20 protein-coding genes are annotated in these 24,467 nt (G+C 50.6%); 11 read left to right on the plus strand and 9 right to left on the minus strand.

Annotated features, from left to right (window positions below):
• Positions 1-52: 52 nt before the first annotated feature.
• Positions 53-1,051, minus strand: a complete 999-nt coding sequence (locus GN242_RS20830; RefSeq protein WP_154754092.1) for an aldo/keto reductase — start codon at positions 1,049-1,051, stop codon at positions 53-55.
• A 171-nt stretch (positions 1,052-1,222) separates the two neighbouring features.
• Between GN242_RS20830 and GN242_RS20835 the strand changes: the two genes are divergently transcribed.
• Both GN242_RS20835 and GN242_RS20840 read left to right on the plus strand, forming a co-directional pair.
• Positions 1,223-1,561: a zinc ribbon domain-containing protein YjdM gene (locus GN242_RS20835; RefSeq protein WP_154754091.1), complete on the plus strand. Its 339-nt coding sequence runs from the start codon at positions 1,223-1,225 to the stop codon at positions 1,559-1,561.
• A 150-nt stretch (positions 1,562-1,711) separates the two neighbouring features.
• On the plus strand, positions 1,712-3,076 hold the full coding sequence (locus GN242_RS20840) for an MFS transporter (protein ID WP_156288142.1): 1,365 nt from the start codon (positions 1,712-1,714) through the stop codon (positions 3,074-3,076).
• A gap of 4 nt (positions 3,077-3,080) precedes the next feature.
• Here the strand turns inward: GN242_RS20840 and GN242_RS20845 are convergent, their stop codons facing one another.
• From GN242_RS20845 to GN242_RS20860, 4 genes are all read right to left on the minus strand, one after another.
• Entirely contained in the window at positions 3,081-5,243 is a 2,163-nt protein-coding gene (locus GN242_RS20845; protein ID WP_156288143.1) for a peptidase domain-containing ABC transporter, read from the minus strand.
• Between the two features lie 47 nt (positions 5,244-5,290).
• Positions 5,291-6,553 carry an HlyD family secretion protein gene (locus tag GN242_RS20850; protein ID WP_156288144.1) on the minus strand — a complete coding sequence of 421 codons (1,263 nt, stop codon included), beginning with the start codon at positions 6,551-6,553 and terminating at the stop codon, positions 5,291-5,293.
• A 43-nt stretch (positions 6,554-6,596) separates the two neighbouring features.
• On the minus strand, positions 6,597-7,907 hold the full coding sequence (locus GN242_RS20855) for a TolC family outer membrane protein (RefSeq protein WP_154754088.1): 1,311 nt from the start codon (positions 7,905-7,907) through the stop codon (positions 6,597-6,599).
• 96 nt (positions 7,908-8,003) lie between these two features.
• Positions 8,004-8,699 carry a response regulator gene (locus GN242_RS20860; protein WP_231617121.1) on the minus strand — a complete coding sequence of 232 codons (696 nt, stop codon included), beginning with the start codon at positions 8,697-8,699 and terminating at the stop codon, positions 8,004-8,006.
• A 467-nt stretch (positions 8,700-9,166) separates the two neighbouring features.
• Here GN242_RS20860 and GN242_RS20865 point away from each other — a divergent pair, with 467 nt between their 5' ends.
• The gene (locus GN242_RS20865; RefSeq protein ID WP_154754086.1) at positions 9,167-9,784 is read left to right on the plus strand and encodes a trimeric intracellular cation channel family protein; all 618 of its coding nucleotides are present in this window, start codon (positions 9,167-9,169) and stop codon (positions 9,782-9,784) included.
• Here the strand turns inward: GN242_RS20865 and ligB are convergent.
• Entirely contained in the window at positions 9,781-11,466 is a 1,686-nt protein-coding gene (gene ligB / locus GN242_RS20870; protein ID WP_154754085.1) for an NAD-dependent DNA ligase LigB, read from the minus strand. The two genes, GN242_RS20865 and ligB, sit on opposite strands and share 4 nt — an antisense overlap.
• A 259-nt stretch (positions 11,467-11,725) precedes the next feature.
• Here ligB and gmk point away from each other — a divergent pair, with 259 nt between their 5' ends.
• The 8 genes from gmk to rluF all read left to right on the plus strand — a co-directional run bounded on the left by gmk (position 11,726) and on the right by rluF (position 21,937).
• Positions 11,726-12,349 (plus strand): guanylate kinase, encoded by a 624-nt coding sequence (gmk, locus tag GN242_RS20875; protein WP_154754084.1) that lies wholly within the window; start codon positions 11,726-11,728, stop codon positions 12,347-12,349.
• A 56-nt stretch (positions 12,350-12,405) separates the two neighbouring features.
• A complete protein-coding gene (gene rpoZ, locus GN242_RS20880) occupies positions 12,406-12,681 on the plus strand; it encodes a DNA-directed RNA polymerase subunit omega (RefSeq protein WP_133846462.1) in 276 nt (91 codons plus the stop codon).
• Between the two features lie 19 nt (positions 12,682-12,700).
• Positions 12,701-14,824 (plus strand): bifunctional GTP diphosphokinase/guanosine-3',5'-bis pyrophosphate 3'-pyrophosphohydrolase, encoded by a 2,124-nt coding sequence (gene spoT, locus GN242_RS20885; RefSeq protein ID WP_154754083.1) that lies wholly within the window; start codon positions 12,701-12,703, stop codon positions 14,822-14,824.
• Positions 14,825-14,910: 86 nt separating this feature from the next.
• Positions 14,911-15,606, plus strand: a complete 696-nt coding sequence (gene trmH / locus GN242_RS20890; RefSeq protein ID WP_154754082.1) for a tRNA (guanosine(18)-2'-O)-methyltransferase TrmH — start codon at positions 14,911-14,913, stop codon at positions 15,604-15,606.
• Positions 15,606-17,687: an ATP-dependent DNA helicase RecG gene (gene recG / locus GN242_RS20895; RefSeq protein ID WP_154754081.1), complete on the plus strand. Its 2,082-nt coding sequence runs from the start codon at positions 15,606-15,608 to the stop codon at positions 17,685-17,687. The genes trmH and recG overlap by 1 nt, the downstream gene beginning before the upstream one ends.
• Before the next feature lie 100 nt (positions 17,688-17,787).
• The gene (locus GN242_RS20900) at positions 17,788-19,176 is read left to right on the plus strand and encodes a nucleobase:cation symporter-2 family protein (protein WP_154754080.1); all 1,389 of its coding nucleotides are present in this window, start codon (positions 17,788-17,790) and stop codon (positions 19,174-19,176) included.
• Between the two features lie 118 nt (positions 19,177-19,294).
• Positions 19,295-20,977: an AsmA family protein gene (locus tag GN242_RS20905; protein ID WP_154754079.1), complete on the plus strand. Its 1,683-nt coding sequence runs from the start codon at positions 19,295-19,297 to the stop codon at positions 20,975-20,977.
• An 84-nt stretch (positions 20,978-21,061) separates the two neighbouring features.
• The gene (gene rluF, locus GN242_RS20910) at positions 21,062-21,937 is read left to right on the plus strand and encodes a 23S rRNA pseudouridine(2604) synthase RluF (protein ID WP_154754078.1); all 876 of its coding nucleotides are present in this window, start codon (positions 21,062-21,064) and stop codon (positions 21,935-21,937) included.
• Positions 21,938-21,984: 47 nt separating this feature from the next.
• On the opposite strand, the gene GN242_RS20915 is transcribed toward rluF, so the two are convergent.
• From GN242_RS20915 to GN242_RS20925, 3 genes are all read right to left on the minus strand, one after another.
• Positions 21,985-22,530, minus strand: coding sequence for a fimbrial protein (locus GN242_RS20915; RefSeq protein ID WP_231617122.1), 546 nt, complete (start codon positions 22,528-22,530; stop codon positions 21,985-21,987).
• A 12-nt stretch (positions 22,531-22,542) separates the two neighbouring features.
• Positions 22,543-23,625: a fimbrial protein gene (locus GN242_RS20920; RefSeq protein WP_195918394.1), complete on the minus strand. Its 1,083-nt coding sequence runs from the start codon at positions 23,623-23,625 to the stop codon at positions 22,543-22,545.
• A 73-nt stretch (positions 23,626-23,698) separates the two neighbouring features.
• A complete protein-coding gene (locus tag GN242_RS20925; protein ID WP_154754190.1) occupies positions 23,699-24,460 on the minus strand; it encodes a fimbrial biogenesis chaperone in 762 nt (253 codons plus the stop codon).
• Positions 24,461-24,467 lie beyond the last annotated feature (7 nt).

Below are 24,467 nucleotides of genomic sequence, written 5' to 3' on the forward strand. Positions count from 1 at the left end.
CAGCCAAAAAAAACCGCCTGAAATTGGCGGTTTTTTTTGTCTATAGACTGGGTTAAACATTAATACCTTTCATTCCCTCTTCGGTATAACGACTGCCTTTAATCAGGATCTTACTGTGAATATCATTCAGTAATGCCACATCTGACTTATCCAGTACCAGGTCAGCGGCCGCCGCGTTCTCTGCCAGATAGTTAGCATTCTTGGTTCCCGGAATAGGAACGGTTTTTTCATACTGTGCCAGTAACCAGGCCAGCGCAATCTGACCCGATGTGCAGTGGTATTTCTGCATTAACGGGGTGATCGCATCCAGCATCTTGCGGTTATGGTCGATGTTGTCCTGCTGAAAACGGGCGTTATTTCTGCGGAAATCACCTTCCGGGAAATCGGTATTCTTCAGGTATTTGCCTGTCAGAAAACCGCGTCCCAGCGGGGAATATGGCACTAACCCAATGCCCAGTGACTTCACCATCGGCAGGATGCTCTCTTCAATATCACGGGTCCACAGTGAATACTCAGTTTGCAGAGCAGTGACCGGAAAGACTGCATGCGCTTTTTGCAGGGTAGCAGCGGAGACTTCGCACAAGCCAACATGACCAATTTTCCCTTCTTTCACCAGGCGGGACAAACAGTGCATGCTCTCTTCAATATCGGCGTCTTTATCCACACGGTGAAGATAGAAGAGATCAATTTTTTCTACCCCCAGGCGCTGCAAAGACTCATGGCAGCAGCGAACGATATAGTCAGGTTGGTTGTTTATTTTGCGGGCGTAAGCCGCGTCAGGATCGCGATCGATACCGCATTTGGTAGCAATTTTAAACTGGTCACGCGTCTGGCTATCCAGCTGCGCTAAAAAATGGCCGATAAGCCGCTCATTGTGCCCGCGTCCGTAGAGATTCGCGCTATCAATAAAATTAACGCCAGCTTCCGCCAGTTTTCCTAACAGCGCCAGAGACTTTTTATCGTCCGTTTCACCGTAAAACTCGCTCAAACCCATCGCACCGTAGCCGATAGCGCTGACCGTAAGATCCTGGGACAAATTTCTCGTTTTCATAACCCCTCCATAAATGAAATTTCATTCTTTCATGATTGGGTAGTGACCTGAATTTCAATGTGGGTGATACAATTTAGGTATCAGCGCGGTTATCTAAACAGGGGTAGGAAGAAAGTCTCCGACAAGGTAAACTATTCCCTTTCTTTATTATGGATTTATTTGAGGATTCCGATGCAAACTTTACCTCCTTGTCCCAAATGTAGCTCAGAGTATAGCTGGCAAGATGCCGAGATGCTCAACTGCCCAGAGTGCGGTCACGTGTGGGCTGAGGGTTCTGAAACCGTCTCTGAATTTACCCTTATCGTAAAAGATGCCTTCGGCAATCTGCTGGAGGATGGCGATACCATCACGGTAATCAAAGACCTCAGGGTCAAAGGTAGCTCCACTCCAGTGAAGATGGGCACCAAAGTGAAAGGTATTCGTCTGGTCGAAGGTGACCATAATATCGACTGTAAAATCGATGGCCTTGGCCAAATGAAACTCAAATCTGAGTTTGTTAAGAAAGCCTGACCCCTGCCAGTAGCCTCAGCGCTACTGGCCTTATCTTCTGCCCGCTCGTTTTGCCCTCCGGCTTTAACCTGCTAGTATCACAAAGCAACAGCTTACGTGTAAGGGCGTGCGGCGCTCAACGGACCGGCTCAAAAATCCCCAGGGGGCAGAGTGAACAAGACGTTAGGCGTGTTCTTCCCGCTTTATACCACTACGCTGTTAATGCTGCTCGGATCAGGGTTGCTGACGACTTATGTTTCCCTGCGACTGACATCAGTTCATGTCTCAGGAGGCATGATTGGCGCCATTATCGCAGCGAACTACATTGGCCTGGTGATAGGTGGCAAAGTTGGCCACTTTCTAATCGCCCGCGTGGGCCATATCCGTACCTATGTATCCTGCGCCGGTATTATTACCGCCGCTGTGTTATGCCATGGATTAACCAGCTTTATCCCCGCCTGGGTCGTGCTGCGGTTGATTATCGGGCTCTGCATGATGTGCCAGTATATGGTGCTGGAAAGCTGGCTCAACGATCAGTCCGAATCTGAGCAACGCGGGAAAGTATTTGGCTGCTATATGGTGGCAACTTATCTCGGCATGTCGCTCGGGCAGGTCGTGCTGATGATGCAGACCGATCTTGGTATCAGCACGTTGCTGTTGATCGCTCTCTGCTTCGCGCTTTGTCTGGTGCCGATTGCACTGACCACGCGCACACATGCCCGTCAGCTCTCTCCGGCCCCGTTGGAACTGCGGTATTTTATCGGCGCTATTCCAAAAGTACTGGCCACCACACTGGCTATCGGTATGGTGGTTGGCTCTTTTTATGGTCTGGCACCGGTGTACGCCAGTCAGCAGGATCTGACAACAGGGCAGACCGGCCTGTTTATGGCTATCGCTATTTTTGCCGGTCTGGTGGCACAGTTTCCACTTAGCTGGCTCTCCGATCGCTACAATCGCACCCTGCTTATGCGCCTGAATGCCATTGTGCTGATTGTGGCGGCACTGCCGCTGGCGTTACTGCCGCATATCAGCTTCTCGCTGCTGCTGGGGCTGGGTTTCATTGTCAGTATGTTGCAGTTTTCGCTCTACCCACTGGCCGTTGCACTGGCCAATGACCTGGTTGAACCGGAAAGGCGCGTCTCTCTGGCAGCCTGCTTGCTGATGGCATTTGGCGTCGGTGCCAGTATTGGCCCGCTGTTAGTAGGCTTGTTAATAGAACCCCTGGGTGGTAACACGCTTTATGCGTTCTTTGCTCTGTGCGGCCTGATGATTGTCGGCCTGAGCAGAACGGTCAAACAGGATGAGGCGCAATTTGTTGAAGATGCGCCGGTGCCTCATATTGCGATGCCAGACAGCCTGATGAGTTCACCACTTTCTCCGGCACTCAACCCGGCGTTTGATGAGCAGATGATTGAAGAAACAATGCCGTCGATCGATAGCGAACCGCTTGCGGAAGAAGAGGAAGAGGTCGTCACTGCTCAGGGGGCCGATCCCGATGAAGAGACCGGCCTGAAAAAAGCCTGGGAAAAACTGTAAGCCGTCAGGCCTGGATCATGTCCGGGCCCTGGCGGGAAATAAAGCTATCCGCATCCTGAGAACGGGCTTTGCCCTTCTCTATCACAATCACCCGGTCAGCACTGCGAATCGTTTCGGCACGGTGGGCAATGATGATACGGGTGACATCCATTTGCTTTATGGCCTGATTAATCAATCTCTCCCGTTCTATATCCAGATGACTGGACGCTTCATCCAGTATCAAAATTTCTGGCTGACGATAAAGTGCACGCGCCAGCAACACTCGCTGCACCTGCCCGCCGGAAAGGGATGACCCCATATCGCCCACTAGCGTCTGATATCCCATTGGCATATCGATGATATCCTCGTGGATCTGGGCATATAATGCCGCAAGCTCAACTCGCGTCTGATCGGGCGTGGCATCAAAGAAGCTGATGTTATCGGCCACTGAACCGGCAAACAAAATATCATCCTGCATTACGCAGCCAATACGTTCACGGTGTGCCAGCAATCCCTGCTTACGGATCTCAACTCCACCCACTTCAATGGTGCCTTGCTCAGGTTTTAACAGCCCCAGCAAAAGCTTGGCCAGGGTGGTTTTCCCCTCACCGGAACCGCCAACGATAGCGACACTTTCACCGGGTGCAATTTCAAATGAACAGTTTTCCAGTATCCATGGCTCTGTTTCCGCATAGCGAAAACTCAGATCCGTCACGCTGACACCCGGTCCGGTGACCTGCTCATTTTTCGCGGGCAGTGCAACCTTTGGCTCCAGATTATCTTCTTTATCTGTCAGCACGATATCCGCAAGCCGTTCCCCATGAAGTCGCAGCATACGAAAGTCGATAATAGCGTCAATTAAGCCAGCAGCACGGCCTATAAACTGATCGGAAAAACTGATAAAGGCCACCAGCATCCCCGCAGAGAAGTTACCATCCAGCACCTGCAAAGCCGCCAGCCAGATCAATACAATGCGCCCTACCCCTGAGATCAACCCCTGTAATGTACTGAAACCGATGGTCAAACGCTGAATCGCGATCCCTTTGTTGGTGGCCTCTACCAGCGCATTGGCGTAGGCCGCCAGGCGAACCTCCTGCTTATTGTTCAACTTAACGGCCTGGACGCCGCGAATGGTTTCCAGCAGCTGGGTTTGTGCACGTGCCATCGCAATAATCTGATCCTCATTCGCCTGACGGAATGGGCGATAGGAGAGAAAACGAACCAACGAATAGGCAACAAACAGCCCGATCACCAGCAGAGTCAGCTTCCCGTTGTAGGCAAAAAGCATTCCCAGCGTGATAAAAGCCATCACCCCGTCCAGCACCGTACTGATAAAGCGGGTAGTCAGCGTGTTCTGGATGGTGGAAATAGAGCCAAAGCGGGAAACCACATCACCCACGTGGCGTTGCTCAAAAAACGTCATCGGTAAACCCATCAGCCATGAGAATACGTTGGTCGTCCACTGCACACTCAGCACACTGGAGAACCATGTCATTACCCAGGATCGCAACGCCGTGATGACATTTTGCAATACCAAAATAATGATGAAACCGGCCCCCATCAGGCTGAGTAGATCCCGATCGGCAGAGACCAGCACCAGATCCATTACCCACTGCATAAAGAACGGTGTCAGCAAGCCAAACAGTTCGAGCGCAACAGAAAGAATCAGGATTTGCGCAAAGACAGGGCGCAGACCAATAACCCCACCAACCAGTTTGCGCATTGATACTGACTGCTTCTCTTCTTTTTTCTGAAAGGAGGCTGAAGGTAACAGCTCAAGCGCCACGCCGGTGAACGACTTCGATACTTCTTCCATCGGCACATCGCGGATGCCTCGCGCCGGGTCATGAATAGTGATTTTATTTCGATGAACCTTTTTCAGCACCACAAAGTGATTCAGATCCCAATGGAGAATACAGGGCGTACGGAGCTGGTTAAGCTCTTCCATTTCCAGACGCAGTGCCCGCCCCACCATACCTAACCGGTGTGCGATCAGCATGATGTCAGCGAGAGTGGCACCTTTCAGAGATGTGGAAAAACGGTGACGCAGTGTGACGAGATCAAAGGTGTGCCCATAGTAGCAGGAGATCATCCCGACACAGGCAAGCCCACACTCTGCCGCCTGCGCCTGTTGCAGCATCGGTAAGCGCCGCCCCCAGCCAAAAATTAATGAATCCGCAAAGCTCATCGTTATTTATCCTTAAATAGTCTTACAATCACATCCAGGTGTTTTTTTTATTCATCAATCGACCGTCTGGACAAGGCAAGGAGCGGTTCGAGTACCCATTCAATCAAACGCCGATTCTCTATCAGGAAGTCAGCCTCAACGGCCATACCTGGCCGCAGAAGCTCCTGCTTGCCGTAGGCAGTAATATGCTGTCGGTCTAATGACACCAGCACACGGTATTGTTGTTCGGTAACATTATTACTGCCCGTCAGGTTGGCAATCTCCTGTGGGGTAAGTGCCGTACGTGACACTTCTTTGACACGACCATATTGCTGGCCGAATTTTTGGTAAGGGAACGCCTGGTAGCGTAATACCACCCGCTGCCCGGCCTGGATAAAACCGATAGCGCGGCTGCTGACCAGCATCCTGGCCTCCAGCTTACTGTTCTCGGGGAGAAGAGTAATAACCGACTGCCCGGCCGTCACCATTTGTCCGATATGGGGTAACACCGTTCCAATCGTGCCATTTTGTGGTGCCCTGATAGTGACCGAACGACGGGATTCATTTTCAGCCAGCGACTGCTCAAGTGACGAAAGCCGAACTTCCAGCTCATGAATTTGATTACGCGCATTCATCGGCTGCTCTTGCAGTTGCTGTGTAATCTGCGCCATTTGCTGGTGCTGCTCCAGCTGTTGCCGCTTTAACTCCTGCACAGCAGCGCTGGCTTCCAGTACGGCACTCTCCTGCTGTTCCACCATAGTGGAAGATGCATAGCCCTCATGCTGCATCTTCCGTTGTTTATCCAACTGAAGCTGGGCAAGCTGTTCCTGACGCTTTTTCTTAGGTAACAACTGAGAGAGTTGCTTAATCTGCTGCTGTAAGATTGCTTGACGGCTGCGTAGACCCTTTAGGGTCTCTTCGTTTAATGCTTCGGTTTCCAGAAGTTCGTGTTTCAGGCGCGAGCGCTGTATCTGAATCTGCTCAATGACGGCCTCCCACGTTCCCCCCTGTGACGTTGATAGCTCGGAGGATATCTCCATCAACGGCATTCCTTTTTTAACAGCTTCGCCTTCTGTGACTTTTACATCACTCACCGTACCCGCCGTTTGCGGAACAAGTGTGATAACCCCTCTTGATGGCAATAGCTCACCCTGCGCATTCTCGCGCTTGGTGTAGCTACCGAAAATAAAAAATCCGGCAATAGAGAGAGTAATAACCGCAACGACTGAAATCATCAGCCAACGCCAGGGGGGAGAATAAATCGCGACCGTACCGATCATCTTTGACTTATTCGCATCGACCACTTCCGGTCGGAATAAAGGCTCGTTCATATTTTCTCAGATCCATGAGATGGCCAGGCTATTTCTTGAGTACTCAGCCCGGGTGCTTACAATCAAAAGCGATGAGAATACGATCATCAAGTGTTCCCAACAGCAACAGGAGATCAAACGTCGATGTCAGATATTTGTATCGGGCTTCAGCGATACTTTGTAAGGAATCATAGTATTTCTGCTCGGCGTTGAGTTCATCGATAATGGTTCTCAGCCCCAGCTCTCTACCATAACTTGTTGATTTAACCTTGGTCTCAGCTGACATTGCTGCTTTTTTTCGAGCTTTCAGCAACGCCATACCGTTAGTAATATTTAGCCACGCTGTACGGGTCTCCTGGCCGACTTTACGTCGCGTATGTTCCAGTAAATCTCGCACCTGATTACGGCGATCGATCGCTTCTCGCGTGGCTGAAAGCTGCCCTCCCCCAGCAAAAAGCGGGATTGAAACGTTGACCCCTACAAGGGTATTGCGCGTTTTAGAGGTCGTTCCAAAAACACTATCCAGCACGTTTTCGTTTTCCCCCCGGCTCCAGTTTCCACCATAGGCTCCCTGGAGTGTGACAATCGGCAAATGCGCCCCGGCAGCACCGACCAGGTCACTTTTTGACAGTTCCACTTGCTGAGTGGCTTTTTTGATCTCTGTATTATTGCTTTGTGCTTGCAGGAGGACTTTTTTGATATCTCCCAGCTGAGATGGCTGGTAACACTGAGTAGAGACTGGGATTATTTCATCTGCATCCAACCCCGTCATACGCTGATACGCTGCATTGGCAACCTCCAGATCGTTGCGGGCCATGATCTCCTGAGCTTCAGCTTCATCGTAATTCGCCTGGGCTTCGTCAACTTCGGTACGATTGCCATTTCCCAGTCTGAAGGCAGTAACCGCCTGAGCACGCTGCTTTTGAAACACTTTTGTTGCCGATATGGCCACCTCAGTGACTTCTCGCTGATAAATAACAGCAAAATAAGCATCAGCAACATCACGAATTAATTTTTGCTGCGCAGCAATAAACTCCATGTCTGCCAGTTCCGATGCAGCATTCCCGCGCTGAAATGCAGCAATCTTAGAGATATCAAACAGGGGCTGGTTCAGGGTAACGCTGTAACTATGGCGTTTTACCGCTGCCGCGTAGCTGGCGTGAGGTTGATCCTGTTGGGTGTAACTTCCATCAAGGCTTATTGTGGGAAGCAAACCTGCAACCCCTTGATCAAACGCCTCATTTCCGGCCTTTTTGGCTTGAAATGCCGCACTAAACTCTGCGTCATGATGACGGGCAGCATTGACTGCCTGCAAGAGACTGGTTGCATGAAGGATTGGAGAAATAAAAAATAATAAGAAAAATAAAATTTTCATTTAATCCCTTAAAAACTGAATCAGTCTTGACGCTTGACGGTTCAGATGGAAGTCACTTTCCAATAAAAATCTATTTACGTTTAAGAATCGAAAATATTAAATCAGACCTTTTGCGTATGCATAGCGTATCAACTCAATGTTAGATGAAACACCCAGCCTTCGCATGGCATTATATTTTTGTGTGGAGATAGTACTAATGGTTCTGTTTTGCCGTTGAGCAATTTCTGACAGCGTGTATCCCGAGGAGAACAACCTTATAACCTCTAACTCTTTTGGCGTAAGAGGGCTGCCTTTTTCTCTCCCTTTTATAAGGTAGTTCTTAATATAACTAAATGTAGAAGAAAAATAATATCCAGACTGTGTCATAACATGCTGGCAAGCCTGTAACGTTTCCTCAACGGGATCAGATTTACTAACAATTGATTTAACACCATAATCACATGCACTTCTCAAAATTGCAGTATTACTCTGTGATGTAAGCAGAACAATTTTCACATCAGGAAAGCGACCCTTTAGCGCGCGCAGCTTGGCAAAACCATCAATCGTTGAACGGTCAGAACTTAAGGAAAAGTCCGTAATAACAATGTCCACTGGCTTAGTTGCGAGCGCCGACAATAAACTTCTTCCACATACAGTTTCGTTAGAAATAACAAAACGATCGCTATTTGAAAAAAGCATTTTTAACGAGTGAATAATATGCGGGTGGTCATCAGAGATTGCCACTGTGTATCTGTTAGACATACTCCCTCCATGTAGATTATCTTCACAGCCCTGAATCAATATACGATCCATTACAATTCCACAAAAGAAAAAACATCTTAAGTGTGCACAGTACGGAATGGCAAGCAATTTGCGTCACGAAAAGTAAGCTGTTGGTGTAACGTTACGTAATAAAAAAATAAAAATGAACATGGTATTACCTGGAAAAGAAGGTTTCTAAATAAATTTCGAATACTTTTGACCCAAAAGAATCCATAACATCAAGTTTGACCTATGCATTAAGAATATATTAATCAGGCTTAAAACCTATTTAATAAGAATATCTAGCAGGATATTATATCCTGATTGCGTATATCTGGTTTTTCCTACTACTCACTTACTGTTTTCCATGCATTCTGCCTGGTAAGGCGCCGACAGGCTTACCCTTTGCGATTTTTTATATGTATAAACCCAATCGTGCATAATCCCTCTGAGAAAATTTCAGTCGCCGTTTTGGCGTGAACCCCTTAGGATTGCCGCCAGGTTTTAAGGAGATGGCTATGTTACTCACAGTCCTTTACATCATTGGTATTACTGCGGAAGCCATGACCGGCGCACTGGCGGCGGGTCGTCGTAAGATGGATATGTTCGGTGTCATCATCATCGCATCTGTCACTGCAATCGGCGGGGGCTCAGTGCGCGATATGCTGCTGGGGCACTACCCGTTAGGTTGGGTGAAGCATCCTGAATATATAATGATTGTCGCCGCTGCGGCGGTCATCACCACGATGGCCGCTCCTTTGATGCCCCATCTGCGCAAAGTGTTTCTTATCCTTGATGCACTAGGCCTGATAGTATTTTCCATTCTCGGTGCACAGGTTGCGCTAGACATGGGGCATGCCGGAATTATTGCCGCCATTAGCGCAGTTGTGACGGGGGTTTTCGGCGGAGTGCTTCGCGATATGTTCTGTAATCAGATCCCGCTGGTTTTCCAGAAAGAACTCTATGCTGGCATCGCCTTCGCTTCAGGCTGGGTTTACATCCTGTTGCTAAAAACCACTCTGCCGATGGAGACCGTTATCATCATTACGCTGTTGGCCGGATTCAGTGCACGCTTACTGGCTTTGCGCTTCAAACTTGGCCTGCCGGTATTCAACTATCCGCACGATGACCATTAACCTGGCGAAGCTTCTGACCGGATGGCTGGTTCTTCCAGCCACTGGATAAGCTGCCGTACCTCTCTATCCTGCAAAAACTCGCTAATTCTGTGCGCCAGTCCGGAGCCAATACCCGGCAGCTTCTGCCACTCTTCAACGCTGCGAGACAACAGTTGCAGCCAGCTGTCGTCTGCAAGAGCATTCATTGCTTTCTGCGGTATCGGAACACCCAATGCTCTGACCCAGCGCTTGAAAGGCTGCTGACGGGTTAAACGAAATTGCTGCCACAAAAGATGAGATCTTGCTTCACCCATCCCCGGGATAGTTTTTAACTGTTCCTGCGAGAGTGGCAGCCATGAGAACAGGTGCGTTATATGCCCGGACTGTATTAGCTGCTGCCAGCTATGGCGCCCCACGCCCTTGATGTTAAGCACGGACTTAGCACTCAGCCACTCCAGTCGTGCCAAAAACTGCTCACGACACTCTGGCGTCAGATGGAAGCAGCTAAGATGGCTGTAATATCCTGCATCAGGCGGTTGAGGGTATTCGCGATGTGCCACACGCCACATTACGTCATCGAGACGCGGAATGCCCTGTCCCGCCAGACTAATTCGGACATGATCACCGGCAATCACATTCCACTGCTGCCAGCGCTGCACAGACCCCACATTCACCCGACTGATACGCTTGTCATCTAACTGCACCGGTTGCAAAGTCAGTACCACATTAATTTTGCCTGTGCGCCCGATTGAAAACTCAACGGAGCGAACCTCGCTGGTAACTTCCGGTGGTGAGTATTTCCATGCCACCGCCCAGTCTCCTTTATCAGGTATCCAGTTACGGCCATGCTCTGAGGGCTGACTGTGAACTACGATGCCATCGGTAACAAAAGGCAGCGGCTGATGAAACCAGCGCTCGCGCCAACCCACAACCTCATCGACTCCCTCAACCTGCTGCGTCCACTCACTGATATCAGGAAAACCGGCCCTACGCAGATCCAGCAAGCGCTGCGCGATGCTGTCTGGCCCGTCGGGCCATGCCCAGACAAACAGTCCGACGTTTTGCAGCACCTCACCGGGCATTTTCGCCATCATTGCCCCTGCCACGATTGAGCGCGCATTTCGCCCCCCATCGGTAGCCTGTTGATGACCGGTCATCTTCAGGTAGAGCTCCCCCTGAAAAACCTGATGCCCCGTCGATAACGGAATTGAAAGAGGGATATCCGATATGAGCGGTGCTTTTGCCGTCCAGTCTTCTCCGATCAGGCCGTCGCCCCGGCTGATCATTTTCGCCAGTTTTCCCTGTTGGTAGATTAGCGTGATCGCCACGCCGTCCACTTTTGGTTGCACCCAAAGCTGGTGCCTGTTCGCCATCCAGCGCAACATATCCCGATTGTTTTCCAGCTTCCTTACTCCAACGTGAGCCACTGGATGCGGCGCTTTACCATCGGTTTTTAGCTGCGGCTGGCGGGCTTCACTGGCAGGATGAAAACAGCGCTGCCACTGCTGTAATTTACTCTGCAACGCGTCGTAGTGTTGATCAGTAACAGCACTTTTACCCTGGCGATAATAAAGATCATCCCACTGCTGAAGCTGCACTTTCAGGGCTGTAATTTCCTCTTCTGCACGTGTCGGCGCCCAAACAGGACAGGCTGCCGATACCCCATAAGTAAATAGCCCGAGCAGTAAAACGAGATAGTGCATCCGTGCTTCTCCTGAGAATTCTGTGAATGCCCGGCAGTACAGCGCAGTTGAGCGGTACTTACGAGGGGAAAAGCTGGAGGATGGAAGGAGCCTTCCGGAGTTTCATCGGCAGACAACAACGACCAACAAAAATTTGCGAAACGTTGTCCAATTTTACAGAAAAAGGCCCATTCGCTCCCCTAAACGCTGCATCACGGGCTGCACCTGTGTATACTGTGCAGGAAGTAGACTCCGCTTTATTGGCATATCAAGAATAATCATGGCTCAAGGCACACTTTTTATTATTTCCGCCCCAAGCGGCGCGGGTAAATCCAGCCTCATTCAGGCGCTGTTAAAAACGCAACCGCTGTACGATACTCAGGTATCGATCTCCCACACTACACGTGGGGCGCGGCCCGGTGAGAACCATGGTGAGCATTATTACTTCGTCAACCACGACGAGTTTCGCACCATGATTAACGACAATGCGTTTCTCGAACACGCTGAAGTGTTCGGTAACTACTACGGAACCTCGCGTAAAGAAATTGAACAAGTGCTGTCGACCGGCGTTGATGTGTTTCTTGATATCGACTGGCAGGGTGCAAAACAGATTCGAGAGAAAATGCCGGCAGCCCGCAGCATTTTCGTGCTGCCGCCGTCGAAAGATGAGTTGAACCGCCGCCTGCGCGGTCGCGGACAGGACAGCGAAGAAGTCATCACTAAACGTATGGCTCAGGCAGTTGCCGAAATGAGCCATTACGCAGAGTATGATTACCTGATCGTAAATGATGATTTCGACCTGGCATTATCCGATCTGAGAAATATTATTCGCGCAGAACGTCTGCGCATGGCTCGTCAAAAAGCCCGTCATGGTGCTTTAATCACCAAACTATTGGCAGACTGAGGACAACTCAGTATGATGCCCAGTCATTTCGTCACCACCCGTGGAGTATCACACTTATGGCACGCGTAACCGTACAGGACGCAGTAGAAAAAATTGGTAACCGTTTTGACCTGGTTCTGGTAGCAGCACGTCGCGCACGTCAGATGCAGATTGGTGGTAAAGACCCACTGGTTCCTGAAGAGAACGACAAGTCTACCGTTATCGCGCTGCGCGAAATCGAAGAAGGCCTGATTACCAATCAGATCCTCGATGTGCGCGATCGTCAGGAACAGCAAGAGCAGGAAGCCGCTGAATTGCAGGCTGTTACCGCTATCGCTGAAGGTCGTCGTTAATTCGCATTGAAGGCCAGCCTTGTATCTGTTTGAAAGCCTCAATCAGCTGATTGAAAAATACTTGCCTGAGGAGCAAATTAAGCGCCTCAAGCAAGCTTACCTTGTCGCACGTGATGCTCACGAGGGACAGACACGCTCCAGCGGTGAGCCTTATATCACCCATCCGGTTGCCGTAGCCTGCATTCTCGCTGAAATGAAGCTCGACCATGAAACACTGATGGCCGCACTTCTGCACGACGTTATCGAAGACACCCCCGCTACCTACCAGGATATGGAACAGCTGTTCGGTCAGACTGTGGCTGAACTGGTTGAAGGGGTTTCTAAGCTTGATAAGCTAAAGTTCCGCGACAAGAAAGAAGCGCAGGCTGAAAACTTCCGCAAGATGATCATGGCGATGGTGCAGGATATCCGCGTCATTCTGATCAAGCTGGCCGACCGCACGCATAATATGCGTACGCTGGGCGCGCTGCGTCCGGATAAAAAACGCCGAATAGCGCAAGAAACTCTCGAAATTTATAGCCCACTGGCACACCGCCTGGGTATTCACCACCTGAAAACCGAGCTGGAAGAACTGGGCTTTGAAGCTCTGTATCCGAACCGCTATCGCGTGATTAAAGAGGTGGTGAAAGCTGCTCGTGGCAACCGTAAAGAGATGATTCAGAAAATCCTCTCTGAAATCGACGGTCGCCTTGAAGAAGCGGGAATAACCCGACGCGTCAGCGGTCGTGAAAAACATCTCTATTCCATCTACTGCAAAATGCACCTGAAAGAGCAGCGTTTCCATTCAATTATGGATATCTATGCTTTCCGGGTGATCGTGCGTGATGTGGATACCTGCTATCGCGTACTCGGCCAGATGCACAGTTTGTACAAACCTCGCCCTGGTCGGGTTAAAGATTACATCGCCATCCCTAAGGCAAACGGCTATCAGTCCCTGCACACCTCAATGATCGGCCCTCACGGCGTTCCGGTTGAAGTACAGATCCGTACTGAAGATATGGATCAAATGGCAGAGATGGGGGTGGCGGCGCACTGGGCTTATAAAGAGCAGGGCGAAAGCAGCACTACCGCACAGATTCGCGCCCAGCGTTGGTTGCAAAGCCTGCTGGAGCTGCAACAGAGTGCAGGCAGTTCATTTGAATTTATCGAAAGCGTGAAATCCGATCTGTTCCCGGATGAGATTTACGTTTTTACCCCGGAAGGACGTATCGTCGAGCTGCCAGCGGGAGCCACACCGGTGGACTTCGCGTATGCCGTGCACACCGATATCGGCCATGCCTGTGTTGGCGCACGAGTCGATCGTCAACCTTATCCACTTTCTCAGCCACTCACCAGCGGCCAGACGGTTGAAATTATTACCGCACCGGGCGCACGCCCGAATGCCGCGTGGCTGAATTTTGTCGTCAGCTCCAAAGCTCGCGCCAAAATTCGTCAGCTGCTGAAAAACCTCAAGCGCGATGACTCCGTTAGCCTCGGCCGACGCCTGCTCAACCATGCGTTGGGGGGAAGTCGAAAACTGGCAGAGATCCCGGAAGCCAACATCCAGCATGAGCTGGAGCGCATGAAGCTGAATTCTCTTGACGATCTGCTGGCTGAAATCGGCCTTGGCAACGCGATGAGCGTGGTGGTAGCGAAGAACCTGCAACAAAACGATCAAAACGCACCTGCCACCGGTGCGCAAACCACCAGCAGTTCACGCAGTAAGCTGCCGATCAAAGGGGCTGACGGGGTATTAATTACCTTCGCTAAGTGCTGTCGCCCAATCCCTGGTGATCCGATCGTTGCCCACGTCAGTCCTGGTAAAGGCCTGGTGGTTCACCATGAGTCATGCCGTAATATCCGTGGCTACCAGAAAGAGCCTGAGAAATACATGGCGGTAGAGTGGGATAAGGTAACCGAGCAGGAGTTTGTCGCCGAAATTAAGGTGGATATGTTTAACCACCAGGGCGCACTGGCCAACCTGACAGCAGCGATCAATACCGCTGGTTCTAATATTCAGAGCCTGAACACCGAAGAGAAAGATGGTCGTGTGTACAGCGCCTTTATCCGTCTGACGGCGCGCGATCGTGTTCATCTGGCCAATATCATGCGTAAGATCCGCGTGATGCCAGATGTGATCAAGGTGCACCGCAACCGCAATTAAAGGAATGATGGAGCTGGCCTCCATCTTTTCCTGCTCCCCGATCGCCGGTCTGACGGAATGACTAATTTTTTGGGAGTCCGCTTCGCATGAATGCTCAACGTTATGCCCGCATCCGCGCAATGCTTGCCGCCCGTCAGCACGACCTGACGGTGTGTATGGAGCAGGTGCATAAACCTCATAACGTTTCGGCGGTGATCCGTACTGCCGACGCCGTCGGCGTGCATGAAGTCCACGCGGTGTGGCCCGGTAGCCGTATGCGCACCATGGTTTCATCCGCTGCGGGCAGTAACAGCTGGGTGCAGGTAAAAACCCACCGCTCTATTGCCGACGCCGTGACCCATCTTAAAGGCCAGAACATGCAAATTCTGGCAACTCATCTCTCTGATAAGGCAGTTGATTTTCGTGAAATCGACTACACCCGCCCTACCTGTATTTTAATGGGTCAGGAGAAAACAGGTATCACTCAGGAAGCGCTAGACCTGGCCGATCAGGACATTATCATTCCGATGATCGGTATGGTGCAGTCGCTGAATGTCTCCGTCGCCTCAGCGTTAATCCTCTATGAAGCTCAACGCCAGCGGCAAAATGCCGGGATGTATCTGCGCGAAGAGAGCACGCTGGAGTACAGCGAACAGCAGCGACTGCTGTTTGAAGGCGGATACCCTGTACTGGCGCGAGTGGCGAAGCATAAAGGGCTGCCTTACCCGGAAATTAATGATTGTGGTGAGGTCGTTGCTGACCCGGAATGGTGGGCCACCATGCAATCCAGGGCGCATAAATAATGCAGGGCCGCCTGCTGGATGCAGTGCCACTTAACACCCTGTCGGGCGTGGGTGCCAGCCAGACGGCTAAACTGGCAAAATTGGGGCTGGTGACAGTACAGGATCTGTTGCTACATCTGCCAATGCGCTATGAAGACCGAACTCAGCTGTATGCCATTAACGATCTGCTACCGGGTATCTATGCCACGGTCGAAGGTGAAGTACTGCATACAGATATCTCCTTTGGCCGTCGCCGTATGCTGACCTGTCAGATCAGCGATGGCAGTGGTGTGCTTACCCTGCGTTTTTTTAACTTTAATGCCGGGATGAAAAACAGTCTCGCCACCGGAAGACGCGTCACCGCCTATGGTGAGATCAAACGCGGCCAGCGTGGTGCAGAAATTATTCACCCCGAATATAAGGTACAGGGCGACCATAGCGTCACCGCCCTGCAGGAAACCCTGACGCCCGTTTACTCCACCACTGAAGGGGTACGTCAGGCAACACTGCGTAACCTGACCGACCAGGCGTTGAAACTGCTGGAAACCTGCGCAATTGCTGAATTGCTTCCGCCAGAATTGAGCCAGGGGATGATCAGCCTGCCCGATGCTTTGCGTACACTGCATCGCCCGCCGCCAGATATGATGCTGGCAGACCTTGACAGTGGCACTCACCCGGCACAGCGTCGTCTGATTATGGAGGAGCTGCTGGCGCACAATCTCAGCATGCTGGCGGTACGTGCTGGCGCGCAGCGTTACCATGCGCTTCCTATGGCTGCCCGCCACAGCTTAAGCAACAAACTGCTGGCCGCTTTGCCCTTCAAACCGACCAAAGCACAGGAACGCGTGGTGCGCGAGATTGAAACCGATCTGGCTCACGACTACCCGATGATGCGCCTGGTGCAGGGCGATGTTGGTTCCGGGAAAACGCTGGTTGCAGCGCTGGCAGCATTGAATGTGATTGCCTGGGGAAAACAGGTAGCGCTGATGGCACCAACTGAACTGCTGGCCGAACAGCATGCAAACAATTTTCGTCAGTGGTTCGCGCCGCTTGGGCTGGAAGTGGGCTGGCTGGCTGGCAAACAGAAAGGTAAAGCGCGTATCGCCCAGCAGGAAGCTATTGCCAGCGGTCAGGTGTCGATGATTGTCGGCACCCACGCCATTTTCCAGGAGCAGGTGCAGTTTAATGGATTAGCGCTGGTAATTATCGATGAACAGCATCGCTTCGGCGTCCACCAGCGTCTGGCGCTATGGGAGAAAGGCGTTGAGCAGGGTTTCCATCCGCATCAGCTGATTATGACCGCAACACCTATCCCCCGTACCCTGGCGATGACCGCCTACGCCGATCTGGATACCTCCACCATCGATGAGCTACCGCCCGGACGCACACCGGTGACAACAGTGGCGATTCCGGATACCCGTCGTGCCGATATTATCGCCCGAGTCAAAGGAGCCTGCGGCAGTGAAGGCCGCCAGGCTTACTGGGTTTGTACGCTGATTGAAGAGTCTGAGCTACTGGAAGCGCAGGCGGCAGAAGCCACCTGGGAAGAGCTGAAGCTGGCCTTACCCGAGCTGAACATCGGGCTGGTGCATGGGCGAATGAAACCACAGGAAAAACAGGCAGTGATGCTGGCGTTTAAGCAGGGAGAGATTCACCTGCTGATTGCCACTACGGTGATTGAGGTTGGAGTGGATGTGCCCAATGCCAGCCTGATGATTATTGAAAACCCTGAGCGCCTGGGCCTTGCGCAGCTGCATCAGTTACGCGGGCGTGTCGGGCGCGGTGCGGTGGCATCTCATTGCGTACTGCTCTATAAAGCACCTCTCAGTAAGACTGCACAAAAACGTTTGCAGGTGCTGCGTGACAGTAATGATGGCTTCGTAATCGCCCAGTGCGATCTGGAGATCCGCGGCCCCGGTGAGCTGCTGGGGACGCGTCAAACCGGTAATGCCGAGTTTAAAGTGGCTGACCTGCTGCGTGACCAGGCGATGATACCCGAAGTCCAGCGCGTGGCGCGTCATATCCACCAGCACTATCCAGAGCAGGCAGTCGCCCTGATTGAGCGCTGGCTGCCGGAAACAGAACGCTATACCAACGCCTGATCATAAATGCCTGGATTAGGTGTTCGTCGAGCTGGCAAACGATTGCTTTTATGCTACAGAAGATTAAAATCGCCACTTTATTGCCCGGGAAGCCTGAAATATGTCTGTTGAAACCCAAGATGCTGCCGCCGATCGTAGTCCTGTTGCTACAGGCAAAAGCGAACTGATTTATCGCCTTGAAGATCGCCCTCCGTTGCCTCAAACCTTGTTCGCTGCCTGCCAGCACCTGCTGGCGATGTTTGTTGCCGTTATCACTCCTGCATTATTGATTTGCCAGGCGCTTGGCCTGCCCGCGCAGGATACGCAGCACATTATCAGCATGTCACTGTTTGCCTCAGGCGTGGCGTCAATCTTACAGATAAAAACCTGGGGACCAGTGGGTTCCGGATTGCTGTCGATTCAGGGCACCAGCTTCAACTTTGTTACACCGCTGATTATGGGAGGGCTGGCCCTGAAAAATGGCGGCGCTGACGTACCCACGATGATGGCGGCATTATTCGGAACGCTGATGCTGGCGTCATGTACCGAAATGGTGCTATCACGCGTACTGCACCTGGCCCGCCGTGTTATTACGCCGCTGGTTTCCGGTATTGTGGTGATGATTATTGGCCTGTCGCTTATCCAGGTGGGTTTGACATCCATTGGCGGTGGCTTTGCCGCGATGAACGATCACACCTTCGGCGCGCCGAAAAACCTGCTGCTGGCCGGTGCGGTACTGGCGGTGATTATTCTGCTTAACCGCCAGCGTAATGCTTACCTGCGCGTCGCATCGCTGGTGATCGCTATGGCGGTTGGCTATCTGCTGGCCTGGGCAATGGGTATGCTGCCGGAAAATACCACTCCGTCTAACACCTCATTAATCACCATTCCGACACCGTTTTATTACGGGCTGGGCATCGACTGGAATCTGCTGATCCCTCTGATGCTGGTGTTTATGGTGACTTCTCTGGAAACCATTGGCGATATCACTGCGACCTCTGACGTTTCTGAGCAGCCAGTAAGTGGCCCGCTATATATGAAGCGCCTGAAAGGCGGCGTACTTGCCAATGGCCTCAATTCCTTTGTCTCAGCGCTGTTTAATACCTTTCCTAACTCCTGCTTCGGCCAAAATAACGGGGTAATCCAGTTAACAGGCGTTGCCAGCCGCTATGTTGGTTTTGTCGTATCGCTGATGCTGATCGTGCTTGGTCTGTTCCCGGCGGTCAGCGGATTTGTGCAGCATATTCCGGAACCTGTGCTCGGGGGTGCCACCATTGTGATGTTCGGTACTATCGCTGCATCCGGCGTACGTATTGTTTCACGCGAACCACTAAACCGCCGGGCGATTATGATTATCGCACTGTCGCTGGCCGTCGGTCTGGGCGTATCCCAGCAGCCGTTAATTTTACAGTTTGCACCTGACTGGCTGAAAACCCTGTTCTCTTCCGGTATTGCCGCCGGTGGTATTACGGCGATCGTTCTGAATCTGGTTTTCCCGCAGGAAAAATAAACCGGTTCCTGTTCCGGATGCGGGCGGCTAATTTCCGCCCGCTCACCGTATGCAGGTTGAGATACGGTGATAAATCAGGCATAACAAGCCATTACCAGAATATTTAGGGATGGATACGATGAAGTTTCTCGGAAAAGTTTTGCTTACCTTGCTGCTGCTGTTGCTGCTGGCGATCGTCACCCTCTACGTATTGCTGCAAACGCAGTGGGGCGCGGGTTGGATTGGACGTCAGGTCAGCACCAATAGCGATTATCAGCTCTCCCTCAGTAAAATGGAGCATGACTTTTCCAACCCAAGCCATCTGCTGTTAAATAACGTCTCTTTTGGCCGTAAAGGCCAGCCGGCAACGCTGGTGGCAAAACGCGTCAATCTCGGCTTTGGACTGATTCAGTTCAGTAATCCTCTCCATTTCTCCAGTATTCGCCTTGAGCAGGGAACGCTTAATCTTAGCGAAAAAAGTGCTCCTCTTTCATTACAAGCCGACCGTCTGCAACTTAGCCAGATGGCATTGAATCGCAATCAGGGTGAATGGCCATTACAGGCACAGCGGGTCGACGGTGGAGTCATCCCCTGGAAACCTGAAGCAGGCGATGTACTCGGTAAAGAAGCCAGTTTTCAGATGAGCGCTGGTTCACTAACTCTGAAAGGCATTCCCGCCTCCAACGTGCTGATTCAGGGCAGCCTGAAAGGACGCGAGCTGGTGTTCAGTAATCTGGGCGCTGATATTGCGCTGGGTTCCGTAACTGCCAGTGCAGAGCGAGATAATGACGGCGCATGGAATGTCACTAATCTGCGCCTGAACAGCATTCGTATGCAGAGTGATAAAACCCTTAGCGAGTTCCTGCAACCGTTCCTTACGCTGCCGGCAGTACATTTTGAGCGTGTTGACGTGACCGATGCACGACTTCAAGGCCAGGACTGGGCGGTGACCGATCTCGATCTGACCTTAAAAGACCTGAGCATTATTAACGGCGACTGGCAAAGCGACAACGGTTCGCTGTCAATGAATGCCAACAGTTTTATTAATGGCAGCATGCAGTTAAACGATCCGATTGCCAATATGGATTTCTCAGCACAGGGCATTACGCTTAAACAGTTCAGCTCACGCTGGGTTAATGGCCTGGTGCGTACTCAGGGAAACTGGACGCGCAGCGACAGAAAACTGACCCTGGATGAACTGGTGGTGGCCGGGCTGGAATATACCCTGCCCCTTAACTGGCGTGACCACTGGATGCAGCCTCTCCCTTCCTGGCTGGAGAGCGTAGAGGTGACCAGGTTTAGCGCCAACCGTAATCTGATTATCGATATCAACCCGGACTTCCCCTTCCAGATGACGTCGCTGGACGGCACAGGTAATCATCTGTTGATGGCTCGTCAACATCAGTGGGGCATCTGGTCTGGTGACCTGAGCATCAATGCCGCTGAAGCCACATTTAACCGTGTCGACCTGCGTCATCCTTCGCTGGCGCTGAACGCCGGAGAGAACACAATCAATGTAACGGAGATGAGCGCGTTCAGTCATGAGGGAATGCTGGAAGGGCTGGCCACAGTCAGCCAGCAGCCGCAACGCGCGCTTTCGCTAACCCTGACAGGCCGGCAGGTACCGGTGAACCTGCTGCATGACTGGGGCTGGCCGCAGCTGCCTTTACAGGGCAACGGCAACCTTCAGCTGAAGATGCAGGGCAATCTTTCCGCTGCACAGCCGCTAAAATCGTCGGTGAATGGCACTCTTACGCTGACTACGGATGATAAATCGATTCATCAGACGATGGTGGCAGGTCAGGTCGCTGGTGCGCAGTAATTCACGTTCAGGGCAAGATCTGCCTCGTCCGGGCTTCGCAACCTCACGCGGGTAAGGTATAGTCCGCTTTTTTACGGGGGAACTATGCTGACTAACTCATCCATTCGTCTTAACAAATATATCGGCGAGAGCGGTATCTGTTCTCGCCGCGATGCCGATCGTTACATCGAACAGGGAAATGTTTTTATTAACGGCAAGCGTGCCTCGGTGGGCGATCAGGTATTTGCCGGAGATGTGGTGAAAGTAAACGGTCAGCTTATTGAGCCACGTAATGAAGACGACCTGGTGCTTATCGCCCTGAACAAGCCTGTTGGTATAGTCAGTACCACAGAAGATGGCGAGCGCGACAACATCGTTGATTTCGTTAACCACAGCAAGCGAGTCTTCCCTATCGGACGTCTGGATAAAGACTCCCAGGGGCTTATCTTACTGACCAATCACGGCGATCTGGTGAATAAGATCCTGCGTGCCGGTAATGACCACGAAAAAGAGTATATCGTGACCGTTAATAAGCCGGTTACCGAAGAGTTTATTCGCGGCCTGGGCGCAGGTGTACCGATACTCGGTACAGTTACCAAAAAATGCAAAGTGAAGAAAGAAGCTCCCTTTGTGTTTCGTATTACGCTGGTGCAGGGGCTGAATCGTCAGATCCGACGGATGTGTGAGCACTTCGGCTATGAGGTGACGAAGCTGGAGCGTACCCGCATTATGAACATCAATCTAAAGGGGTTGCCGCCGGGTGAATGGCGTGACCTGACCGATGATGAACTGATCGCGCTCTTTAAGCTGATTGAGGCCTCATCATCTGAAGATAAATCAGCGAAAAAAGCACCTGCTAAAAAACCCGCCACTGTGAAAAAGCCGGTTACCGCTGGCGCGAAAAATCCCGATAAAGCAGCTGCCAACCCGGCAGGCCGTAAACGCTTTGCCCAGCCAGGCCGTAAGAAAAAAGGCCGTTAAACTTCTGCCCTGCCACTCAGGATCTACCCCATAAGACCTGAGTGGCATCACTGGTAATGTAGCGTGTAATTAGCAACGGCGGTAAACGGGCCATACTGAATTGCTCCGTTTTTCAGCGCATCCGGCTCCCCTTGTAGAAAAGCCCTAAAATTCAGGCTCATTTTTCCAGTGGAAAGCAGCATCGCCGGAGAAGCCTTATTCAGTTCAATGCTATTTCCGTTCTGCATTTGCAGACCGATACCCACCCCAGCCGCGCCCCCTGGCGAGTCCGCAACGATCGCCAGGTGATTGGGTAGTTCTTTGTTTTTACTACCACCGAAAGTCACCGTGACCGAATTAAACACATCTGTCGTGCAATCCGCAAGGCGGATGGAAAAAGGGATCGGGGAAGACCTTTTATTCAGGTAGAGATCTTTGGTGGAGACCTTTTGGAAATCGACTAATACCCTTTCATCGCCCGGAGCAATGCTGCACGCCAGAGAAACCACCGTGCCATGGAAATTGATATCAGTTCCGATTAAATTCATATTTGCCCATACACTGCCTGATAAAACCGGATAAATAATCAAAAAAAACAGATTACGAAAATTCACAATGGCTACTCTTTAGTTGAATTCAGCCACCACCGTGGCACTGGAACTAAATTCCCCTTCGGGAATATCTCTTCCCTGATTGGCAACAGGAGCAGCAGTTAAGTCCCATCGCCCCTGGTTTTTACTGAATACATCGATAGGATAGAATGTATTGGGTTTCACTATCTGATTATTTTTATTTCGAATAACAATCCCCAAATCCTTACGGTCTGCCTTACCAGTAGTGCCAAAAAAATCAGGATTAAAGTTAGTGATTCCCGCTCCGGCAGTCTGGAGTGCCAGTTTTATATTCAGCGCCCCTTTACTAAAACTTCCGCCTGTACACTGCACATCAATCTCCAGCGGTTGTTTATAATTCTGACCGTTTAATTTTTCGCTGGAACTGCCAACGGGACCAAACTCTATGGTGATAGGGGTCCCTTTATTAATAACGCACTTATCCGGTACAGATATTATTCCTGACTTTACTACTACTTTTGCTACTGCCTGGCTATGAAGAGCAGGGCCACTCCCCAGATTTCCAAACAGCTCTAACACTTCAACTGCACTTAAGGCGACACCATTTATCACAGGTTTAGTCGTTAAAAAAGTGAGTCTTCCTTTACTACCACTTCCAACGCTATTATTATGTTGAGTATATGGAGGAGAGCAATCTAACTTAGAATTTTTATTAGAAAAATCATAAAAAGGTACTGTGATATAGTCTTTTACCCCCCCTGAAATATACACCTCAACTTTTACATCAAAGTAATCATTAAAATACAGATAACCAAGATTCGATGAAGAAGGCCGCATTTTTGTTTTAGCAGTATAAAAAATCGCCCGCATAGACATATATTTTCTACAAAAAATATTTACACTATAACTCTCCCCCAGATCCCACGAATGAACAACCTGCGTTCCGATGTTATTATTTATTGCACCTGTATTGCTCAAATTAAAATTGAATATATTGGGGCCACCAACAGGTATCATTTCACCTTCACCATACGACCAGGAAAAATGACTGAATGAGAATGATGCCGCCAATACAATAATTATATTCAGAATGATTTTTTTAAATATTCCTTTTAAAACTGACATGACCATTTTCATCTGGTGATGCTCCATCTCTTATCTGAGGGGGTTTTCGTTGTCATCTTGACTCTTTTCTCTTCATTCTACTGATTTATTTTTGTTGCTGATCCGCAGGTAATACTTTACACAGGCTTATATCACAGCCATAGCGAATCTCAGGATGACCACCATAGTCGTTAACGTACATCATCTTGAAACCTTTAACGGTGCTGTCTGTTACCGGAATATCAAGGGACGATTTCGGACTTATCATGACACCAGAGAAAGATGTCAGCTTATTGCCCTGGTTCGGGGAAGTCTCATCTGTCAGGGCAATCAATGTGATGTAATAGGGCGTGGGATTTTCAGCTATAAACATTTTCTCTTTTTTATGAAACACGATTTTATCCTGCCATACCTGACCTTTTATTTTTGGAATAACGGCTGCAGGACGATAGAACAGTTTTATTCTCGATTGCATAGCCAGCATCAGCACATTAGCCTTGGTGGATTTAGGCGGGATCTCCCTGACATTCAAATAGAAAAGGCTTTCCCGATCCTGAGGTAACGCATTAATACCCGTAGTTTTGGTTACTCTAATTACGCCTTTTTCGTTTCCATTAATTCTCTGTAAAGCAGGAAGAACGAGCAAGGGAGCGGTGATTTTCTTTCCACTGGCGTCTTCAACCCACGATTGTGCCAAAAATGGGATTTCCTGACTGGTATTGGTCAGATTAGCACTGGCAGACTGACTGTCACCATCAAGAATTAATCGGGTACGGTCGAGCGAAATCCCCGCAGTAGACACCCCCATTCCTGCCGAAATCAAGAAAATGCCGACAATAACCTGGTTGACGGTTGATGATAATTTCATATAATAA

This window comes from Erwinia sorbitola, from assembly GCF_009738185.1.
Lineage (GTDB): Bacteria > Pseudomonadota > Gammaproteobacteria > Enterobacterales > Enterobacteriaceae > Erwinia > Erwinia sorbitola.